General features: G+C 62.3%; 14 protein-coding genes. 4 read left to right on the plus strand and 10 right to left on the minus strand.

Features of this window, described 5'->3' with window-relative positions:
* Nucleotides 1–101 precede the first annotated feature (101 nt).
* The 3 genes from QMX97_RS17550 to QMX97_RS17560 form a co-directional block, all read right to left on the minus strand.
* Complete coding sequence (locus QMX97_RS17550) at nt 102–1238, minus strand: branched-chain amino acid ABC transporter substrate-binding protein (protein ID WP_065900167.1); 1137 nt, start codon at nt 1236–1238, stop codon at nt 102–104.
* Nucleotides 1239–1612: 374 nt separating this feature from the next.
* Complete coding sequence (locus tag QMX97_RS17555) at nt 1613–2896, minus strand: FAD-binding oxidoreductase (protein ID WP_120447503.1); 1284 nt, start codon at nt 2894–2896, stop codon at nt 1613–1615.
* Between the two features lie 116 nt (nt 2897–3012).
* On the minus strand, nt 3013–4503 hold the full coding sequence (locus QMX97_RS17560) for an aldehyde dehydrogenase family protein (RefSeq protein ID WP_065900163.1): 1491 nt from the start codon (nt 4501–4503) through the stop codon (nt 3013–3015).
* A 154-nt stretch (nt 4504–4657) separates the two neighbouring features.
* On the opposite strand from QMX97_RS17560, the gene QMX97_RS17565 reads away from it, so the two are divergent.
* From QMX97_RS17565 to nadE, 3 genes are all read left to right on the plus strand, one after another.
* A complete protein-coding gene (locus QMX97_RS17565; RefSeq protein WP_120447502.1) occupies nt 4658–5554 on the plus strand; it encodes a LysR family transcriptional regulator in 897 nt (298 codons plus the stop codon).
* Nucleotides 5555–5780: 226 nt separating this feature from the next.
* The gene (gene pncB, locus QMX97_RS17570; protein ID WP_065900159.1) at nt 5781–6995 is read left to right on the plus strand and encodes a nicotinate phosphoribosyltransferase; all 1215 of its coding nucleotides are present in this window, start codon (nt 5781–5783) and stop codon (nt 6993–6995) included.
* Nucleotides 6996–6998: 3 nt separating this feature from the next.
* Nucleotides 6999–7826, plus strand: a complete 828-nt coding sequence (gene nadE / locus QMX97_RS17575; protein WP_065900157.1) for an ammonia-dependent NAD(+) synthetase — start codon at nt 6999–7001, stop codon at nt 7824–7826.
* Between the two features lie 215 nt (nt 7827–8041).
* Here the strand turns inward: nadE and azu are convergent, their stop codons facing one another.
* Entirely contained in the window at nt 8042–8488 is a 447-nt protein-coding gene (azu, locus tag QMX97_RS17580; protein WP_120447501.1) for an azurin, read from the minus strand.
* Between the two features lie 332 nt (nt 8489–8820).
* On the opposite strand from azu, the gene QMX97_RS17585 reads away from it, so the two are divergent.
* Nucleotides 8821–9003 carry a hypothetical protein gene (locus QMX97_RS17585; protein WP_065900153.1) on the plus strand — a complete coding sequence of 61 codons (183 nt, stop codon included), beginning with the start codon at nt 8821–8823 and terminating at the stop codon, nt 9001–9003.
* Between the two features lie 220 nt (nt 9004–9223).
* On the opposite strand, the gene QMX97_RS17590 is transcribed toward QMX97_RS17585, so the two are convergent.
* The 6 genes from QMX97_RS17590 to QMX97_RS17615 form a co-directional block, all read right to left on the minus strand.
* On the minus strand, nt 9224–10114 hold the full coding sequence (locus tag QMX97_RS17590; protein ID WP_065900151.1) for a transglutaminase family protein: 891 nt from the start codon (nt 10112–10114) through the stop codon (nt 9224–9226).
* On the minus strand, nt 10114–12600 hold the full coding sequence (locus QMX97_RS17595) for a circularly permuted type 2 ATP-grasp protein (protein ID WP_282397330.1): 2487 nt from the start codon (nt 12598–12600) through the stop codon (nt 10114–10116). The genes QMX97_RS17590 and QMX97_RS17595 overlap by 1 nt, the downstream gene beginning before the upstream one ends.
* A gap of 160 nt (nt 12601–12760) precedes the next feature.
* Nucleotides 12761–16051, minus strand: a complete 3291-nt coding sequence (locus QMX97_RS17600) for a transglutaminase family protein (RefSeq protein ID WP_282397331.1) — start codon at nt 16049–16051, stop codon at nt 12761–12763.
* A gap of 187 nt (nt 16052–16238) precedes the next feature.
* Nucleotides 16239–16688, minus strand: a complete 450-nt coding sequence (locus tag QMX97_RS17605; RefSeq protein ID WP_282397332.1) for a hypothetical protein — start codon at nt 16686–16688, stop codon at nt 16239–16241.
* Nucleotides 16685–17605, minus strand: coding sequence for an NAD synthetase (locus tag QMX97_RS17610; protein ID WP_065900142.1), 921 nt, complete (start codon nt 17603–17605; stop codon nt 16685–16687). The genes QMX97_RS17605 and QMX97_RS17610 overlap by 4 nt, the downstream gene beginning before the upstream one ends.
* Nucleotides 17606–17825: 220 nt before the next feature.
* Complete coding sequence (locus tag QMX97_RS17615; RefSeq protein WP_065900141.1) at nt 17826–20129, minus strand: YgiQ family radical SAM protein; 2304 nt, start codon at nt 20127–20129, stop codon at nt 17826–17828.
* Nucleotides 20130–20297 lie beyond the last annotated feature (168 nt).

Here is a 20297-nt window from a genome sequence, read left to right on the forward strand (position 1 = left end):
GGGCTTGCTCGCGAAGGCGGCGGGTCAGTCAACACATCGACTGCTGACAGATCGCTTTCGCGAGCAAGCCCGCTCCCACAGTGGATCTGTGGTGCCCAGCCTTACTTCTGTTTTTCCAGCTGATGGTATTTACCGTCTTTGTCCCACTGGTAAACCACGTAGTCGGAGACTTTCAGGTCACCCTTCGCGTCCCAGGCTTTTTCACCCATCACGGTTTTCACCGGGTGCGCCTTGAGCCACTTGGCGGCGTCTTCGCCCTTGTTGGACTTGGCGCCATTGAAACCAGCGGCCAGGGCCTGGATCGAGGCGTAGGCGTACAGGGTGTAGCCTTCTGGCTCGGTGCCGTTTTTGCGGAACTCTTCAACCACGGCCTTGCTGTCCGGCAGCAGGCGCGGGTCGGCGCCGAAGGTCATGTACACGCCATCCACGTACTGCTTGCCACCAGCGGTCGCGACCAGTTCGTCGGTAACCACGCCGTCATCGGACATGAACTTCACGTCCTTGAGGCCGGCTTCACGGATCTGGCGAACCAGAGGACCGGCTTCCGGGTGCAGGCCGCCGAAGTACACGACGTCAGCACCGGTGGAACGGATCTTGGTGACCAGGGCGCTGAAGTCTTTCTCGCCACGGGTCAGGCCTTCTTCCAGCACCGGCTTGACGCCGCGCTTGGTCAACTGCGCCGCAGTGGCGTCGGCCAGGCCTTTGCCGTAGGTGTCCTTGTCGTTGATGACCGCGACTTTCTTGCCCTTGAGCACGTCGACGATGTAGTCGCCAGCAACGATGCCTTGCTGGTCGTCACGCCCGCACATACGGAACATGGCGCCCAGGCCGCGTTCGGTCACTTGTGGGTTGGTGGAGCCTGGGGTGATCGCGATGATGCCCGCCTCGTCATACACCTCGGACGCCGGGATGGTGTTGGACGAGCAGAAGTGCCCGACCACGCCGATGACTTTGTCCTGGTCTGCCAGGCGGTTGGCCACGGCTACGGCTTGCTTGGGTTCGCAGGCGTCGTCGCCGGCGACCAGCACGATTTTCTCGCCGTTGATGCCACCGGCCTTGTTGACCACATCGGCTGCCGCCTGGGCACCCTTCATGTACTGCTCACCGAAAGCGGCGTTGGCGCCCGTCATCGGCCCCGCCACGCCAATCTTCACATCAGCTTGAACAAACGTAGAAACACCCAGCGCCGCTGCAACGGCGAGGGCCAGAAAACCTTTCTTGTAAAACGTCTGGGACATGAGTGGTGCTCCGATATTTTTGATTTTTGGCACGACAACTTGCATTCAAACCTTTCACTGAAAGCCCAGAGCAAGGCGCGTGCCATTACGTTTTTATTCTTCAAAAAGACACGGTGTCATTGGGATTGCTGGCGTTTCGACTCCTTTTGCCAGGACGTGCAACCCTCTAGCGTCAAGAGGTGCAACCGGTGGATCTAAAAAGTACAACCTTGGCAGGTCGCACCTGCAACCAGACGGATAAACGACAGTTCCTGCACCTGTAACAACGTGCGTAACGGAACTGCACATTTACAGTGCGTGATTGCTACGACTTGCACCAATACAGATTAGTAGCCTGCTAAGAAAATGCAGGCTTCTGAGCAGTATTTCGCTGATCAGATCACGATCCTCAGGCATTGTCCGGCGTGATACAGCGAGAATCCGGCTTCATACAGGCAACTGCGCAGGCCCACTCCGGCCAGCGGTTGCATGGGCGCGAACGGAATCGGCAAGGCCTGGGGATTCTGGTGACACAGGTAATCGGCAAACGCCTTGCCGACCACACTGCCGGTGGTCACGCCGCGCCCGTTATAGCCCGTTACTGCCACAAGGCCAGGGGCCGGTTCGAACAGGCGCATCAGGTGATCCGGGGTGAAGGCGATGCAGCCGGTCCAGGTGTACTCCCACTGCACCGATTTGAGGTACGGGAAGTAATGCTGCTGCACCCGATCGGCCCACGCCTTGAGGAACCAGGCCGGTTTCTGGTTCCCGTTGCCCAGGCTGCCGAGCAACAGGCGGCCATCAGCATCGCGGCGGATGCTGCTCAAGACCTGGCGCGTGTCCCAGGAACCCTGGCCGCCGGGCAGGATTTGCTTGGCGGCGTCGTCGGTGAGGGGCGCCGAGGCCACTTGGTAGTAATAGCCGGGGAAAAAGTTGCGGCGCAGTTCGGTCCATTCGCCTTCGGTGTAGGCGTTGGATGCGATCACCACCTGTGCAGCCTGCACCGCACCGTTGGCGGTCTGCACCGACCAATGCGCGCCTTGGCGCTCCAGTTGGGTGACGGGGGAATGGTCAAACAGTTGTCCGCCCAAACCCGCCGCCGCATTGGCCAGGCCACTGGTGTAGGCCATCGGGTTGAGGGTGCCGGCGCGCCTATCCAGCAGGGCGGCGGCGATCTTCTGGGTGCCGGTGGCTTGCTCGCAGGCCTGGCCGGTGAGTAATTCGACCGGCGCCCCACGGCGCTTCCACTGCTCTTCGCGACTGCGCAGATCCGCCTCGCCCCGGGCGTTGTGCGCCATGTGCAAGGTGCCTTCGCGGCGCAATTGGCAATCGATGTTGTATTTGTCGATCAGGCTGAACACCAGCGACGGCGCGGCGCCCAACATGCGGTTGAGCTGGCTGCCCACCGCCTCGCCGAAACCGGCTTCGATCTCGTCCGGTGGAATCCACATGCCGGCATTCACCAGCCCGACGTTGCGCCCCGAACCGCCGTGGCCGGTGCGATGGGCCTCGAGTACGGCGACACTTTTGCCTTGTTCCAGCAAGTGAATGGCGGCCGACAAACCGGTGATCCCGGCGCCGATCACGCACACATCCACCTTGACCTCGCCCGCCAGCGCCGCACGCTCCGGCCGGCCGGGGGTGAGGTGTTCCCACAAACATGTTTCGCGCAATGCCATTGCCAGACTCCGATGAGACCTAACAAACATCTAAATTCAGTTTCGACTTGGTAATCCAATCAACTGTGGGAGCGGGCTTGCTCGCTCCCACATTTTTTCCGCGTTCCGGCAGGTATTTAGTCGAAAGTAATGCCTTGGGCCAGCGGCAATTCCAGCGAGTAGTTCACGGTATTGGTCTGGCGACGCATATACCCGCGCCACGCATCCGAACCCGACTCACGTCCGCCGCCGGTCTCTTTCTCACCGCCAAACGCGCCGCCGATTTCCGCACCACTCGGGCCGATGTTGACGTTGGCGATCCCGCAGTCGCTGCCGACCGCCGACATGAACTGCTCGGCTTCACGCACGTCGGTGGTGAAGATGCACGACGACAAGCCTTGCGGCACGGCGTTGTTCAGGCGCAGGGCTTCGGCGAAGTCGGTGTAGCCGATCACGTACAGAATCGGCGCGAAGGTTTCGGTGCACACCACGTCGCTTTGCTCGGGCATTTCCACAATCGCCGGCGACACGTAGTAGGCGTTGGGGAAGGTGTCTTCCAGTTGGCGCTTGCCGCCGAATACCTTGCCGCCTTCGCTCAGGGCTTGCTCCAGGGCGTCCTGCATGTTGTCGAAGCCGTGCTTGTCGATCAGCGGACCGATCAGGTTGCCTTCCAGCGGGTGGCCGATGCGCACCTTGGAATAGGCGGCCTTGAGACGGGTGACGATTTCTGCCTTGACCGACTCGTGGGCGATCAGGCGGCGCAGTGTGGTGCAACGCTGGCCGGCGGTGCCCACCGCACTGAACAGGATGGCGCGCACGGCCATGTCCAGGTCGGCGCTCGGGCCGAGGATCATCGCGTTGTTGCCGCCCAGTTCGAGGATGCTGCGCGCGAAACGCGCGGCGACTTTCGGGGCGACTTCCCGGCCCATGCGCGTGCTGCCGGTGGCGCTGATCAGGGCCACGCGCGGGTCGTCCACCAGCGCGGCGCCCGCATCGCGGCCGCCGATGATGACTTGGCTGAGGTATTGCGGGGCGTCAGTGAATTTTTTCAGCACGCGCTCGAACAGCGCCTGGCAGGCCAGGGCGGTGAGCGGGGTCTTTTCCGAAGGTTTCCAGATCACCGCGTTGCCGCACACCAGCGCCAGGGTGGTGTTCCACGCCCACACCGCCACCGGGAAGTTGAAGGCGCTGATCACACCGACCACGCCCAGCGGGTGCCAGGTTTCACGCATGTGATGGCCGGGGCGCTCGGAGGCGATGGTCAAGCCATACAGCTGGCGGGACAGGCCGACGGCGAAGTCGCAGATGTCGATCATTTCCTGCACTTCGCCCAGGCCTTCCTGGGTGATCTTGCCGGCTTCCCACGAGACGAGTTCGCCAAGGTCGGCCTTGTATTCGCGCAGCACATCACCGAACTGGCGCACCAGCTCACCACGACGCGGTGCCGGCACTTTGCGCCAGGCCTCGAATGCATGCTCGGCGCGACTGACCTGCTGCTCCACCTCGGCGGCGCCCTCCCAGTGCACACTGCCGATACGGCTGCCATCAATCGGCGAATGCACGGGCTGTTTACCCGCCTGGTACAGCGCCGGGTTTACCCCGAGACGATCAAGCAATGCAGCAACCATGGGTCACTCCTTCAATCTGCAGACAGAAAAATTGCGCCGCGGCCCACACGGCGATCCTGAGCTTATTTGTAGCTGGCCCAAGACTTGCCAACAAACGACGATTAGGCGAGATATCATTCCGTTTATTCATGCAAAGAATAAAAAGAGGCGTGCCGTGCTGAACAAAAGACATTTGCCCTCGATCACCGCCCTGCAGTGTTTCGAAGCCGCCACCCGCCACCTGAGCTTCACCCGCGCCGCCGAGGAGCTGAACCTCACGCAAAGCGCGGTGAGCAAACAAGTGGCGCAGCTCGAAGAACTGCTGCAGCACCTGCTGTTTCGCCGCGTGCGCCGCCGCTTGCAGATGACCCCGGCGGGCGACCTGTACCTGGTGGAAGTGCGCAAGATCCTCACGCAGGTGGAGATGTCCACCCACTACCTGCGCTCCTACGGCGGCGAGACCGAAGTGCTGCGCGTGTCCACGCCATACACGTTCGGCGCCCGCTGGCTGGTGCCGCGCCTCAAGGGCTGGCGCCTGCGTCACCCGCAGATCCACCTGGACCTGTGCAACGAGCAGGAGCCGGACGAGTTGCTGCAAGGCAAGGCCGACATGGCCTTCTACTTCGGCCAGGGCTCACGCCCTGGCACCGAGAGCCTGAAGCTGTTCAGCGAAGAACTGGTACCGGTGTGCGCGCCGGAGAGCCTGCCAGTCCAGCCCTTCACCGACCCGACCCAACTCAGCGAGCTGGTGTTGCTGCAGAACGCCTCGCGGCCCCAGGGCTGGCACGACTGGTTCGCGAGCCAAGGTTTCCACACCGAGCACAGCTACCACGGGCCGCGTTTCGACACGTTCTATATGTGCATCCGCGCCGCGCAGGTGGGCTGTGGCGTGGCCCTGCTGCCGCGCTTTCTGGTGGAGGAGGAGTTGGCCGAGGGCAAGCTGGTGATTCCTTGGCCGCATGCAATGCCGAGCCAGGATGCGTATTACCTGGCGTATCCGGAGCATTCGGCGGAGGTGCCAAAGGTGCGCGAGTTTGTGAAGTGGATGATGGAGCAAGTTGAACCTGTTTGAGCCCCGTCGCCTGACATGCCGCCTTCGCGAGCAAGCCCGCTCCCACATTTAAAATGCATTCCAAATGTGGGAGCGGGCTTGCTCGCGAAGGCGCCAGTGGCCACAACAAAGATCCCAAGATGAAAAAACGCTGGCAAAACCCCACAGGTCTATGCGCCACTAGCCCCCTTCCTTAATTGTGCGTAAAGGTCGGCGCCGATCGCCGACCCGTCTGGAGATTCCCGTTATGAGCGAGAGTGTGTTTGCCGATCGCATCGTGCAGAACCTGCTCGACACCGACTTCTACAAGCTGACCATGATGCAGGCGGTGCTGCACAACTACCCGAACGTGGAAGTTGAATGGGAATTTCGTTGCCGTAACAGCGAAGACTTGCGCCCGTATCTGGCGGAGATCCGCTACCAGATCGAGCGCCTTGCCGAGTTGAGCTTGAGCCCGGACCAACTGGGCTTCCTGGAGCGCATCAGCTTCATGAAGCCGGATTTCCTGCGCTTCCTCGGGCTGTTCCGCTTCAACCTGCGCTACGTGCAGACCGGTATCGAGAATGGCGAGCTGTTTATCCGCCTGCGCGGCCCGTGGCTGCATGTGATCCTGTTTGAAGTGCCGATGCTGGCCATCGTCAGCGAAGTGCGCAACCGCTACCGCTACCAGACCGTGATCCTCGAACAGGCCCGCGAGCAGCTGTACCGCAAGTTCGACTGGCTGACCGCCAACGCCAGCAGCGACGAGCTGTCTGAGCTGCAAGTGGCCGACTTCGGCACGCGCCGGCGCTTTTCCTACCGAGTCCAGGAAGAAGTGGTCAGCGTGCTCAAGCATGACTTCCCCGGGCGTTTTGTCGGTACCAGCAACGTGCACCTGGCCCGCGAGTTCGATATGAAGCCGCTTGGCACCATGGCCCATGAATGGATCATGGCCCACCAGCAACTGGGCCCGCGCCTGATCGACAGCCAGATCGCCGCCCTCGACTGCTGGGTCCGCGAATACCGTGGCCTGCTGGGCATCGCCTTGACCGATTGCATCACCACCGACGCGTTCCTCGGCGACTTCGACTTGTACTTCGCCAAGCTCTTCGACGGCCTGCGCCACGACTCCGGTGACCCGGTGCAGTGGGCGGAAAAAGCCATCGCCCACTACCACAAGCTCGGCATCGAGCCGATGAGCAAGACCCTGGTGTTCTCCGACAGCCTGTCGTTGCCCAAGGCGCTGGAGATTTTCCGTGCGCTGCGCGGTCGGATCAATGTGAGCTTCGGCATCGGCACTAACCTGACCTGTGACATTCCAGGGGTGGAACCGATGAGCATCGTGCTTAAAATGACCGCCTGCAATGGCCAGCCCGTCGCGAAAATCTCCGATGAAGCGGGCAAGACCCACTGCACCGATCCGAATTTCGTCGCCTATTTGCGTCACGTTTTCAAAGTACCTGCCCTTTCCAGCAAGGAGTGAATCATGCAAGCCGTACAGCGTGAGATTGCGCAGCAGCTCAAGGTCCAAGCACCGTTCAAAGACCAGGCGGCCCTTGAAGCCGAAGTTGCGAGGCGTGTGGCATTTATCCAGGACTGCCTGCGCAATTCCGGGCTCAAGACATTGGTGCTGGGCATCAGCGGCGGCGTCGACTCCCTGACCGCCGGCCTGTTGGCCCAACGCGCGATGCAGGAGCTGCGCACCCGCACCGGGGATGAAGCCTACCGGTTTATCGCGGTGCGCCTGCCCTATGAAACCCAGTTCGATGAAATCGACGCCCAGGCATCGGTGGACTTTATCGAGCCGGACGAGCGCCACACCGTCAACATCGGCCCGGCGGTGAAGTCGCTGGCCAATGAAGTCGCGGCATTCGAAGGCAAGGCCGCGGTGTCCCGCGATTTCGTGCTGGGCAATACCAAGGCGCGCATGCGCATGGTGGCGCAGTACACCATCGCCGGCGCGGCCGGTGGCCTGGTGATCGGCACCGACCATGCGGCGGAAGCCGTGATGGGCTTTTTCACCAAGTTTGGTGACGGCGCCTGCGACCTCGCCCCCCTGAGTGGCCTGGTGAAAAACCAGGTCCGCGCGATTGCGCGGCACTTTGGTGCGCCGGAGTCGCTGGTCGAGAAAATCCCGACTGCCGACCTCGAAGACCTGTCACCAGGCAAGCCTGACGAAGCCTCCCATGGGGTGACCTACGCCGAGATCGATGCGTTCCTGCACGGCGAGCCGGTGCGTGAGGAAGCGTTCAAGATCATCTGCGACACCTACCGCAAGACCGAGCACAAGCGGGTCATGCCGTTCGCGCCGTGAACACTGTGGTGAATGGGCCGTTGTGGCGAGCGGGCTTGCCCCGCGTTGGGCCGCGCAGCGGCCCCAGTGAGTTGAACGCGGTCATTCACACAAGCCATGTGGCAGTTTTTGGGGCCGCTTCGCAGCCCAACGCGGGGCAAGCCCGCTCGCCACAGGTTTTCGCCGCCTACAAAAAAAGCGCCTGAAAAGGCGCTTTTTTTCCGACCGGAGTCGGCTTACTTCACGACAACAGTGCCTTTCATCATCGAGATGTGGCCTGGGAACGAGCAGAAGAACGCGTAATCCGTACCGGCGGCCAGTTTCGACACATCGAAGGTTACGGAATCTTTCTCGCCAGCACCGATGATCTTGGTGTGGGCGATGATGCGGGTGTCGCCGTCTTTCAGGTAGTTCTTGTCGATGCCGGCAGCCATGCCGTCGCTGGCGACGCCAGGCATGTCGGCGGCGGAGCTCAGCACCCAGTTGTGGCCCATGACGTTTTTCGGCAGGTTGCCGGAGTGAGTCAGCTCGACGGTGAATGTCTTGCAGCTTTTGTCGATTTCAATGGCCTTGGTGTTGAAGGACATTTGATCAGTGGAGTCGACGGTGACCTTGCACTCTGCAGCAAGCAACTGGCCGCTCGCCAGAGTCAGCAGGGAAACAGCAACGAGTTTGGCAAACATGTGAATCTCCAAGGCAGGGTTAAAAAACGCGTATTGCGACAAGGGTGCCTCATGCAGGCGTAAATTCTTATGATCTGAATCAACAGATTGTATACAACTTTAGGCTATCAGACTTATCAACACAATCTACCAGCTAAAGTAGCGACACCTGCCTATGATCGGCCCATCACCCTTTGGAGTCCGAACCATGCGCCTCAATCACCTGTTCAACGGCCTGCTGGCCGCGTACGCCTGCGGTAAGTGAAGGCCAAGCGCCCCTTGAAGCTGCTACCATGACGGCCCAAGGCAGCTGCGCGCCGCCCACCCTCACCTTCGACCCTAGAGGATCGCCCATGGCCAAACCTAATTACTCCTTCGCCAAACGTCAGAGAGACTTGGCCAAGGAGCAGAAGAAAGAGGAAAAGCTGCAACGCAAGAAAGCCGCTGCAGATGAAGAAGCCGGCGCACTGAACCCGGATGCCGAAGGCGAAGTAGCGACTGACGACACCGAGACACCGAAAGACCCGGCTGAATAATTGATCTGTTGCGCCAGGTCGCGAGCGGGCTTGTCGTGGCTATCGGACTTGCCGTGACAAGCGGGCTTGTTGTGGCGAGCGGGCTTGCCCCGCGTTGGGCTGCGAAGCGGCCCCAATATATCCCCCGTTAGTTCAGATAGACCGCAGTTTCAGGCTTCAGGGCTGCTGCGCAGCCCAACGCGGGGCAAGCCCGCTCGCCACAAATTAAGAAGCCCGATACTCACTCCAGCGGCATCACCGTCACCCGCACTTCCGGGTCATGGCTGCCTCCCCCCAGGATCACCCCGCGCAACGGCGATACATCGGAAAAGTCCCGGCCCCAGGCCAGGGTGATGTGTTCCAGTGCCGGCTGTACATTGTTCGTCGGATCAAAATCCACCCACCCCGCGACCGGGCAATACACCGAAACCCACGCATGTGACGCATCGGCGCCGATCAGCCGTGGCTGGCCAGGCGGTGGCTGGGTCAACAGGTAGCCGCTGATATACCGCGCCGCCAGGCCCCGCGAGCGCAGGCACGCGAGCATCAGGTGGGCGAAGTCCTGGCACACGCCGCGCCGGCGCTCCAGCACTTCCACCAGCGGCGTGGCGACCTGGGTGGCTTCGGCATCGAAGGTGAATTCGCTGAAGATCTTTTCCATCAAGGCCTGCACGCCCAACAGCAACGGCTTGCCGGGAGGGAAACAGCTCTCGGAAAACTCGACGAAGGTTTTCTTCAGGTGCACATAGGGCGATTCGAAGCGATAGCGGCACGCTTCAACCAGCTGTGGCGACAGCGGCTGGCTGCTGTAGGTCAGGCTGTCACGGGTCTGGTCCCAAGGCGGTGACTGCTGGAAATCCAGCGTCGGCCGCGCCAGCACTTCGACGGTGAGCCCGGCATTCACCAGCAATTCATCGTGGGGCCGCTCGAACGCCAGCCGTGTGATCGGGTTGCCGAACACGTCCAGCTCATCGCGACGCGAAGACGGCGGCGGGCTGATCTCCAGCTGCTGCGCGCTGCAGCGCTGCCAGGCACAGGGGCGCGGCCACAGGTGCGCCAACTGCTGGGCCAGGGACACCGGGCTGTCGTAGTGGTAGTGGGTATCGTGGAAAATCTGGTAGCGCGCACTCATCACACCGACACCGTTTGCTGACTGACATCATCCACATGGGCAAAGTGACGCAACGCCAGGCGATCCGACACTTGCCCGCTTTCATCGGCGACCGCCTGCAACAGGTCGGCCAGCCCCTCCAGCGCGGCGCGCACGCTGGACTCGCCAAACAGCGGGTTTTCCAGGCAGCCCAGGTCGAAACGCGCGAGGCGCTCGACCAACGGCGCCAGGCCGGTTTCGCGCGGCACACCGAAGTCGTCGTTGAGGCGACGCAAGGTGCGGCTCACCAGTTTCAGCTGGAACAGCACGGCGTGGGGGTTCTGCTCATCCAGCAGCAACAAGTCCAGCACCGGGATCAGTTGCGGCACCGCCAGGTAGCGCGAACGATAGGTGATGCTGCTGTTGCCTAACTCCAGCAACCACTCCAGCCCCGCCTGGTCGAACACCGCCACGCCGCGCAGGAATGCCGCCAGGCTGCTGCTGAGAAATTGCAGGCGCTCGATGCGCCGGCCCATCATCAAAAAGCGCCAGCCTTCATCGCGGGTCATGTCGTCCAGCGCAAAGCCGGACAGCGCCGCCAGGGACATCACCAGGCGGTTGAGAAAATCCAGTAATTCGCCAAAATCCGGGCTTTCGCTTTCCAGCTCCAAGGCTTCGCGCTGCAGCTCGACCAAGGCCTGCCAGTTCTCGCGGGACAACTTGCCGCGCACCTGCGACGCCGCCCACTGCAGGCGCTGCAGGTTGGCACGCAGGCTCGACGGCCAGTCATCGCCGAGCAACGCCGCGAGCAGGCGCTCGGGCAGCTCGCCTTCCTCAGGCAACAAACGCAAGTTCTCGCCCAGCTCGACCGCGGCCTGCAGTGCCAGCGGATCGTCGCCATCGACGTAGCGTGCCAGCACAATGCGCAGCCAGCGCGCACTGTCATCGCAGCGCTCGCAATAACGCCCGAACCAGAACAGGTTTTCCACCACCCGTGACGGCAGATACGGGTCGCGGCGCACCAGATCATGCGCGCCAATCGCCCGTTGCGCGCGCCAGTGCTCGGCACCAGCAGCCCGTTCACCGAGGACCCAGGTGTCCTTACTGGCACCACCGCGTTGCATCGACACCACCTCGGCATCGGCTTCGGCCGCCACGCGGGTCAGGCCACCGGGCAGCACACGATAGCCATCCTCACTGGCCACCGCATACACACGCATGCCGATGGCGCGGTGTTGCAGGTGATCATCCACGGTGTGCCACACCGGCGCCTGGGACAGCTGCGCCAGCTCTTGGGCGACATACGCGTAAGGCCGCGCGCGCATGCGTTCGGCGAGGGCCTGGCGCTGCTGGTCATTCAAGTCGCGGCCAAATACCGGGGTGAAGCTTTGCGACGGAAACGCCGGTTTGATCAGCAGCTCCGGCAATTTCTCCAGGGCTTCGGCCAGCACCGGCGCTTCACCGCACCACCAGGTGGCGATGGACGGCAGGATCAGCTCTTCGCCAAACAGGAACTGGTTGATCTTCGGCAGGAAACCGAGCAACCCCGGCGACTCCAGCACGCCGCTGCCCAGGGCATTGGCCACCAGCACATTGCCCTGACGCACGGCGTCGAGCAGGCCGGGCACGCCGAGGGCCGAGTCGGTACGCAGCTCCAGCGGGTCGCAGAAGTCGTCATCCAGGCGCCGCATGATGGCGTGCACCCGGCGCAGGCCGCTGAGGGTCTTCAGGAAGACGGTGCTGTCGCGCACGGTGAGGTCGCCGCCCTCCACCAGCGGGTAGCCGAGCTGGCGCGCGAGGTAGAGGTGTTCGAAATAGCTCTCGTTGAAACGCCCGGGTGTGAGCAGCACGATCAGCGGCGGCTGGTCATCGCCGGGCGCTTGGCGGGCCAGAGTTTCCTGCAGCGTGCGGAAGAAACCGGTGAGGTGCTGCACCTGCAGGTCGCGGTACAGGTCCGGGAACGCCCGCGACACGATGGTACGGTTTTCCAGGGCATAACCGGCCCCCGACGGCGCTTGCGTGCGGTCGGCCGTCACCCACCAACGGCCATCCGGGGTGCGCGCCAGATCCACCGCATACAGGTGCAGGAACGCGCCGTCCGGCGGCTGGATACCCTGGCACGGCCACAGGAAGTTGTTGTGCCCGAACACCAGCTCGGCGGGCAGCAAGCCCTCGGTGATCAAGCGTTGCGGCCCGTACAGGTCAGCCAGCACCGCATTGAGCAGGCGCGCCCGCTGGGCGATACCCGCTGCCAGCTGCTGCCACTCATCGGCAGCCAGCACGTGCGGCAACAGGTCCAATTCCCACGGACGGTCGGCGCCCTTGGGGTCGGCGTAAACGTTGTAGGTCACGCCATTTTCCTGGATCTGCCGGGTCAGCAGCGCCTGGCGCTGGGCCAGTTGCGCGGGTGTGCTGCGCTGCAGGTGATCGAGCAGGCGCCGCCAATGGGCACGCACCGCGCCGCTGTCGTCGAGCAGTTCGTGATAAGTGCCCGCAGTCAGCGGGTAACGGTCGAGCAAGTCGGGCATGGAACGCTCGGCAGAGGCAAGGGAAGTCAGATTAACTCAAATTTACTGCGATCCAATGTGGGAGCAGGCTTACCTGCGACAGCGGTTTTCCAGTCATCTTATTGGCTGGCTGATACACCGCTATCGCAGGCAAGCCAGCGCCCACATTTTCCAACCGCGTTCAGTCATTTTTATTGGGGAAACGCCGTAAATCCAGGGTCATCGGTAGCTCATCGTTGATGATCATCGTCGGTACCTGCAGCTTCCCAGGCGTATGCCCCAACCTGAAAAACCGCGCCATCCGCCGGCTCTCGGCTTCATTGGCATTCACCGGCAAGCTGTCGTAGTTGCGCCCGCCCGGATGGGCCACGTGGTACTGGCAGCCGCCCAGGGAGCGCTGCATCCAGGTGTCGAGCAGATCGAATACCAACGGCGCATGCACCGCGATGGTCGGTTGCAGACAGTTGGCCGGTTGCCAGGCGCGGTAACGCACGCCGGCAACGAACTCGCCGACGCGCCCGGTGGGTTGCAGCGGCACCGGGATGCCATTGCAGGTCAGCAGATAACGCTGCGGCGGCAAGCCGCTCAACTTCACCTGCAAGCGCTCCAGCGATGAATCGACATAACGCACGGTGCCGCCCACCGCGCCCTCTTCACCGAGTACATGCCAGGGCTCCAGGGCCTGGCGCAGTTCCAGTTCGATGCCGCTGACTGCGTAGTCGCCGACCTTGGGAAAACGGAATTCCAGGTGCGCGGCAAACCATTCGGCGCGCAGTGGGTAACCGGCGGCATTGAGTTCGACGATCACATCGGCAAAGTCCTGCTCGATAAAGTGCGGCAGCAGGAAACGGTCGTGCAGTTCGGTGCCCCAGCGCGCCAGTTTTGGCGGTGCATAGGGCTCACGCCAGAAGCGCGCGACCAACGCGCGCAGCAACAGCTGCTGGGTCAAGCTCATGCGCGCATGGGGCGGCATTTCAAAGGCGCGCAATTCCAGCAGGCCCAGGCGGCCGGTGGCCCCATCCGGCGAGTAGAGTTTGTCGATGCAGAATTCGGCGCGGTGGGTGTTGCCAGTCACGTCGATCAGCAGGTTGCGCAGCAAGCGGTCCACCAACCACGGCGGACACTCCTCGCCCGGTTCGGGCATTTGCGCGAAGGCGATTTCCAGCTCGTACAGCGCATCGTTGCGTGCTTCGTCGACCCGTGGCGCCTGGGAAGTCGGGCCGATGAACAGGCCGGAAAACAGGTACGAGAGCGAAGGATGGTTATGCCAGTAGCTGATCAGACTGCGCAGCAAATCCGGCCTGCGCAGGAACGGTGAATCCTTGGGCGTCGCGCCGCCGAGTACAAAGTGGTTACCGCCGCCGGTGCCGGTGTGACGGCCGTCGATCATGAATTTCTCGGTGGTCAGCCGGGTTTGCCGAGCCTCTTCGTAGAGGAATTCGGTGCGCTCCACCAACTCGTCCCAGGTGGCGGACGGCTGCACGTTGACCTCGATCACACCAGGGTCCGGCGTAACGCGGAAGTTGCTCAGGCGCGTATCCGCCGGCGGCTCGTAGCCTTCGAGCAGCACCGGGCAATGCAGCTCTTCGGCGGTGGCTTCGATGGCGGCCACCAGCTCCAGGTAATCCTCGACGCGCTCCAGCGGCGGCATAAACAGGTACAGGCGCCCTTCCCTGGCCTCGGCGCACAGGGCGGTACGGGTCAGCCAGTCGGCTGACTCGTCTACCTTCGGCACGCGCTCGTCGCTCGGCGCAGGTTCACCGTGGCTCTGCAGTTGCGCGGTTGTCGGCAGCCCCGGCTGATCCTGGTTCGGGTCGGTGGGATGCACAAAGGGATATTCCGCCGCCGTCACCCACGGTTGCGAGGCCAAGGGCAGGCGATAGCCCAGCGGCGAATCGCCTGGCACCAGACGGCAATGGTTATCGCGCAAGTACCAGCGCCCGCTCTGCCAGCGATCATTGGCGGCGGTGCGCGCCAGCGGCAGCACCTGGCCGATGACTTTATCCAGGCCCTGGCTGAACACTTTGCGCAGGCGTTCGCGCTCAAGGTCATCACTCAGGCGCGGGTCTTGGGCGGTGACGTTTTGCGGCAGCGCGCCTTCGCGCCACAGGTAATAGAAATTGTCTTCGAAGGCCGGGAACACGAAACGCGCCGACAGCTTCAGACGCTCGGCGACGCTGGCCAGAAAACGCCCGGCCAGCGCGCCATCGGCGCCGTAGTCCTGTTGTTCATCGGCGATCAGCGCGCTGTTGTGCCAGATCGGCACGCCGTCGCGGCGCCAGTAACAATTGAGCGACCAACGCGGCAGTTGCTCGCCGGGGTACCACTTGCCCTGGCCAAAGTGCACCAGGCCTTTGGGCGCATAGTGCTTGCGCATGCGCTGGAACAGCTCGGCGGACAGCCGTCGCTTGTCGGGCCCGAGGGCGGCGGTGTTCCACTCGGCGCCGTCGGGGTCGTCGATGGACACGAAGGTCGGCTCGCCGCCCATGGTCAGGCGCACGTCATCCTTGAGCAGGTCGCCGTCAATCTGCCGGCCCAGGGCCTGGATCGCCAGCCATTGCTCTTCGGTGTAGGGCTTGGTGACGCGTGGCGCTTCCCAAATGCGTTCAACCGACATCTCGTGGGTAAATTCGCACTCGCAGGGTTCCACCAACCCACTGATTGGCGCGGCGGATGATGGATCGGGACTGCAAGCGAGCGGGATATGCCCTTCACCGGCGAACAGCCCGGAGGTGGCATCCAGGCCAATCCAGCCGGCACCGGGCAAATACACCTCGCACCAGGCGTGCAAGTCGGTGAAGTCCACCTCCGTGCCGGACGGGCCGTCGAGGGCTTTGACGTCGGCGGTGAGCTGGATCAGATAGCCGGACACAAACCGCGCCGCCAAGCCCAGGTTGCGCAGCAATTGCACCAGCAGCCAGGCCGAATCGCGGCAGGAACCGGAGGCGTTTTCCAGGGTAAATTCCGGGGTCTGCACGCCCGGCTCCATGCGGATCAGATAACCGATATCGGCAGCCAGGCGCTGGTTGAGGCCGACCAGGAAATCCACGGCCGGCAGCGGAGTACGGTCGATGCCGGCAAGGTAGGCGGCAAATCTCGGCGTCAGCGGCAGGGTTTCCAGGTACGGCGCCAGCTCGCGGTGCTCATCGGCGGCGTAGGTGAACGGGATTTTTTCGGCGTAGGGTTCGAGGAAAAAGTCGAATGGGTTGAACACCGCCATCTCGGCGACCAGGTCGACTTCGATGCGCAACTCGTCGGTCTTTTCCGGAAACACCAGGCGCGCCAGGTAATTGCCCTGGGGGTCCTGCTGCCAATTGATGAAGTGCTGCTCGGGCAGCACTTTCAGCGCGTAGGACAAAATCCGCGTGCGGCTATGAGCCGCCGGGCGCAAACGCACGATCTGTGGGCCGAGTTCGACAGCGCGGTCATAGCGGTAATGCGTAACGTGGTGCAACGCGACATGAATCGACACGGCGGCCTCCTGCGAGCCAGGGCATGGACACAACGCGCGCAAGACTTATGCCAGAGCGGCGGTCATTGCGCTTTATCGTGGGACCCGGTGCAGTACAGCACCAAAACGGCGCCGTGGCTGCGGTAATGGTGCGAGGGTTGCACATTTATGTGGCGGTCATGTGAGCGGGGGTGGTGAATCTACCCAGTCAGCGAGCTTTTTGGCGGGCGCTGATGGCTTCGCGCAGGAGGCGAACTTCGACCAGTTTCTGGCGCATTTCACGGTGACGCTTGCTGTTGAACAGCAATAGCCCAAGCAATGGGAACAACAGGCTCAAGGCATACATCAGCGCATTCGGTTGATCATTTAGGGTTGGCAGTACACTCAGAAAGCACACCCCCAAAAGCACCACGACCGGCCACGTCCATTGGGGATGCCCGCGGGCGATCATGAAATTGCAGTGCACGATGATTAGCGTGAGCGCGATACCCACCAGGAAGGCGTACTTGGCGTTATCTGCCATGGACAGGCTGGGCATATAACTGTCGAAGAACACCGGAACCGTAAACACGAGGGTGAAAATCGAGGCAAATATCGCCCCCATGAAGACCGGGAAATACGTCGACAGAAAACTGCGAATGCTGGGCAGTTCGTTCATTGCTCGGCCTCCTCATACAGCCCTACGGCAATTGTGCGCACGTTCCCCGACACTGCGCTGCCGGTAAACCCAATGACTGCGCCCAAGGCATCCTTGATCTGCGTGACTGTTGCATGTTTGACCTCGGTGGGCGTGAACCGCTTAGGCAACTCGCCCGACAACTGCTTCAGCTTGATCATCTTGGACGTCAGGCGTGGATCGTTGATGCTCAACAGTTCTTTGGTCAACTTGGCGCGCTCCTGTCGATTCAGGCCCCTGAGCACCTCCCTCACACTTTTTCCGGTGGCGGCCTTATTCAGCCGCACCAGCTTGACCGTTGCCAGCGCCGATGAACCTACCCCGACCAACGACGCCGCATCCAGGGCAATCATGGTGTATTGGTACCACTCCTCACTGTCGAGCTGATCATTGCGCGCGGGGTTACGGATCTCATTGACCGTGCGATAGCCGCTGGCAAAACACTGCACGGAACTGGCTGCCGCAGCCGTGTAGCCGAGCGCCACGACCACCGAACTGGCGCCTGCCGAAAACGGGACCGCGACGGAACCACTGAGCACCACAATCCAACCGATGACCGCGCCGGCACACGACAGCGTGGTATTGACCGCTTCGCCCACCAGCCGGGACTCCCGCGGGTTGTCTTGCACCTGTTGGGCGAATTGCGTTGGCGCGATGTACTTCTGTGCCTCACGCAGGATCAACCGCTTGGGTGCGATGCTGCAGATAGGCTGGAATTCGCGCAGAGTGACGACGTTGAACTCGGCATCGATATACACAACACCGGCACCAACAATAGCGGGGTCGGCATCGATGGCAGCGAACAGGCGCGGCAGGTTGATCTGGCTTTCGATGCGCTGGCGCGCCATGAATTGGGAGCGGTTGGAGTCCATGCCAATGTTGAGCAGGGGGTTGCTCATGGGTGTTCTTCCTTGAAATGAAGGGTGCCTGAACTGACGCCTTCGCGAGCAAGCCCGCTCCCACATTCGAGCGCATTCTCATGCTGGAACTCGGACAAATGTGGGAGCGGGCTTGCTCGCGAAGGCGATTCAATGGGCGCCACCTTAACAAACAGGTACGCCAGCGAATAGAAAGCAAAACGCCAGCACGAGGCTGGCGTTTGGCATATTCAGGTTGCGATCAGCGCGGCACGACCGGCTTGCGCGCAGGCTTGCCGCCCTTGCCCTTGGCCGCATCCGCGCGCTCCTTGGCTGCCTGCTTGTTGCGCGCCTGGGCAGCGGCCTTGGCTTGCTCGCGCTTGTCCCACGGGTTGCTGCCGTCGCTGCCACGCGGTGGCAGGCCGGTATGTTGGGTGAGGATCCGGGTGGTGGTTTCCTTGGCGACCTTGTGGCTGCCGGCCGGCGTCGAGTTCTTGCGACGCGCGCTCTGGTAGCTGTCGGTGCTCGGCTGATGCAGCGGGATCAGTTGGTCCTTGCCCGGGCCGATCAAATCGGCACGGCCCATGCGGGTCAGCGCTTCACGCAGCATCGGCCAGCCTTTCGGGTCGTGGTAGCGCAAGAAGGCCTTGTGCAGGCGGCGCTGCTCTTCGCTCTTGACGATGGTGACCGCGTCGCTCTTGTAGGTGACCTTGCGCAGCGGGTTCTTGCCCGAGTGGTACATCGCGGTGGCGGTGGCCATCGGCGACGGGTAGAACGCCTGCACCTGGTCGGCGCGGAAGCCGTTGCCCTTGAGCCACAGGGCCAGGTTCATCATGTCTTCATCGGTGGTGCCCGGGTGGGCGGCGATGAAGTACGGGATCAGGTACTGCTCCTTGCCCGCTTCCTTGGTGTACTTCTCGAACATGCGCTTGAACTTGTCATAGCTGCCAATGCCCGGCTTCATCATCTGGTTGAGCGGACCTTCCTCGGTGTGTTCCGGGGCGATCTTCAGGTAACCACCGACGTGGTGGGTGACCAGCTCCTTGACGTACTCCGGCGACTCGACCGCGAGGTCGTAGCGCAGGCCGGAAGCGATCAAAATCTTCTTCACCCCCGGCAACGCACGGGCGCTGCGGTACAGCTGGATCAAGGAGGAGTGGTCGGTGTTCAGGTTCGGGCAGATACCCGGGAACACGCACGACGGCTTGCGGCACGCGGATTCGATTTCCGGGCTCTTGCAGGCGATGCGGTACATGTTCGCGGTCGGGCCGCCGAGGTCGGAGATCACGCCGGTGAAACCCGGCACTTTGTCGCGGATCTCTTCGATTTCGCGGATGATCGACTCTTCGGAACGGTTCTGGATGATGCGACCTTCGTGCTCGGTGATCGAGCAGAAGGTGCAGCCGCCGAAGCAGCCACGCATGATGTTCACCGAGAAACGGATCATGTCGTAGGCCGGGATCTTTTCCTTGCCGTACACCGGGTGCGGAACGCGGGCGTAAGGCATGCCAAACACGTAGTCCATTTCTTCGGTGGTCATCGGAATCGGCGGCGGGTTGAACCACACGTCCACTTCACCGTGCTTCTGCACCAGCGCGCGGGCGTTGCCCGGGTTGGTTTCCAAGTGCAGCACGCGGTTGGCGTGTGCATACAGCACCGCGTCGCCACGGACCTTTTCCACCGATGGCAGGCGGATCACGGTCTTGTCGCGGGTCATCTTCGGGCTGGCCAGGATCTGCACGACCTTGGCTTCTTCCGGATCGTCCTGCGGGCCTTTTTCCTGCTCGATGGCGCAGGCCTGGGTGTCCTGGGTGTTCACGTACGGGTTGATGATCTTGTCGATCTTGCCCGGACGGTCGATCCGCGTGGAGTCCACTTCATACCAGCCTGCCGGCGTATCACGACGAATGAACGCGGTGCCGCGCACGTCGGTGATGTCTTCGATCTTGTGACCCCACGACAGGCGCTGTGCCACTTCGACGATAGCGCGCTCGGCGTTGCCGTACAGCAGGATATCGGCGGTGGCGTCGATCAGGATCGAGTTGCGCACACGGTCCTGCCAGTAGTCGTAATGGGCGATGCGACGCAGGGAGGCTTCGATGCCACCGAGCACGATCGGCACGTTCTTGTAGGCTTCCTTGCAACGCTGGCTGTACACCAAGCTCGCGCGGTCCGGGCGTTTGCCGGCCATGCCGCCAGGGGTGTAGGCGTCGTCGGAACGGATTTTCTTGTCGGCGGTGTAGCGGTTGATCATCGAGTCCATGTTGCCGGCCGCGACGCCGAAGAACAGGTTCGGCTCGCCAAGCTTCATGAAGTCGTCTTTGGACTGCCAGTTCGGCTGGGCAATGATCCCGACGCGAAAGCCCTGGGACTCCAGCAGCCGGCCGATGATGGCCATGCCGAACGATGGGTGGTCCACGTACGCATCACCGGTGACGATGATGATGTCGCAGGAATCCCAGCCAAGCTGATCCATCTCCTCCCTGCTCATTGGCAGGAATGGCGCAGGACCGAAACATTCGGCCCAGTACTTGGGATAGTCAAATAACGGCTTGGCTGTTTGCATGACGGTGACCGGTGTTGAGATGAAAAATCGCGGGCGCGGAATATAGCACAAATTTTGACCAATTCCGACGGCAATAGTCGGAATTGTGCTGAAGCCATCGCGGGCAGGCCCGCTCCCACACTGATTAGTGAATACATCCAGATGTGGCCGCTGGCGTGCCGGCGATCA

Origin of the sequence: Pseudomonas sp. PS01298 (assembly GCF_029959745.1) — a bacterium.
In the GTDB taxonomy this organism is placed as follows: domain Bacteria; phylum Pseudomonadota; class Gammaproteobacteria; order Pseudomonadales; family Pseudomonadaceae; genus Aquipseudomonas; species Aquipseudomonas aylmerensis.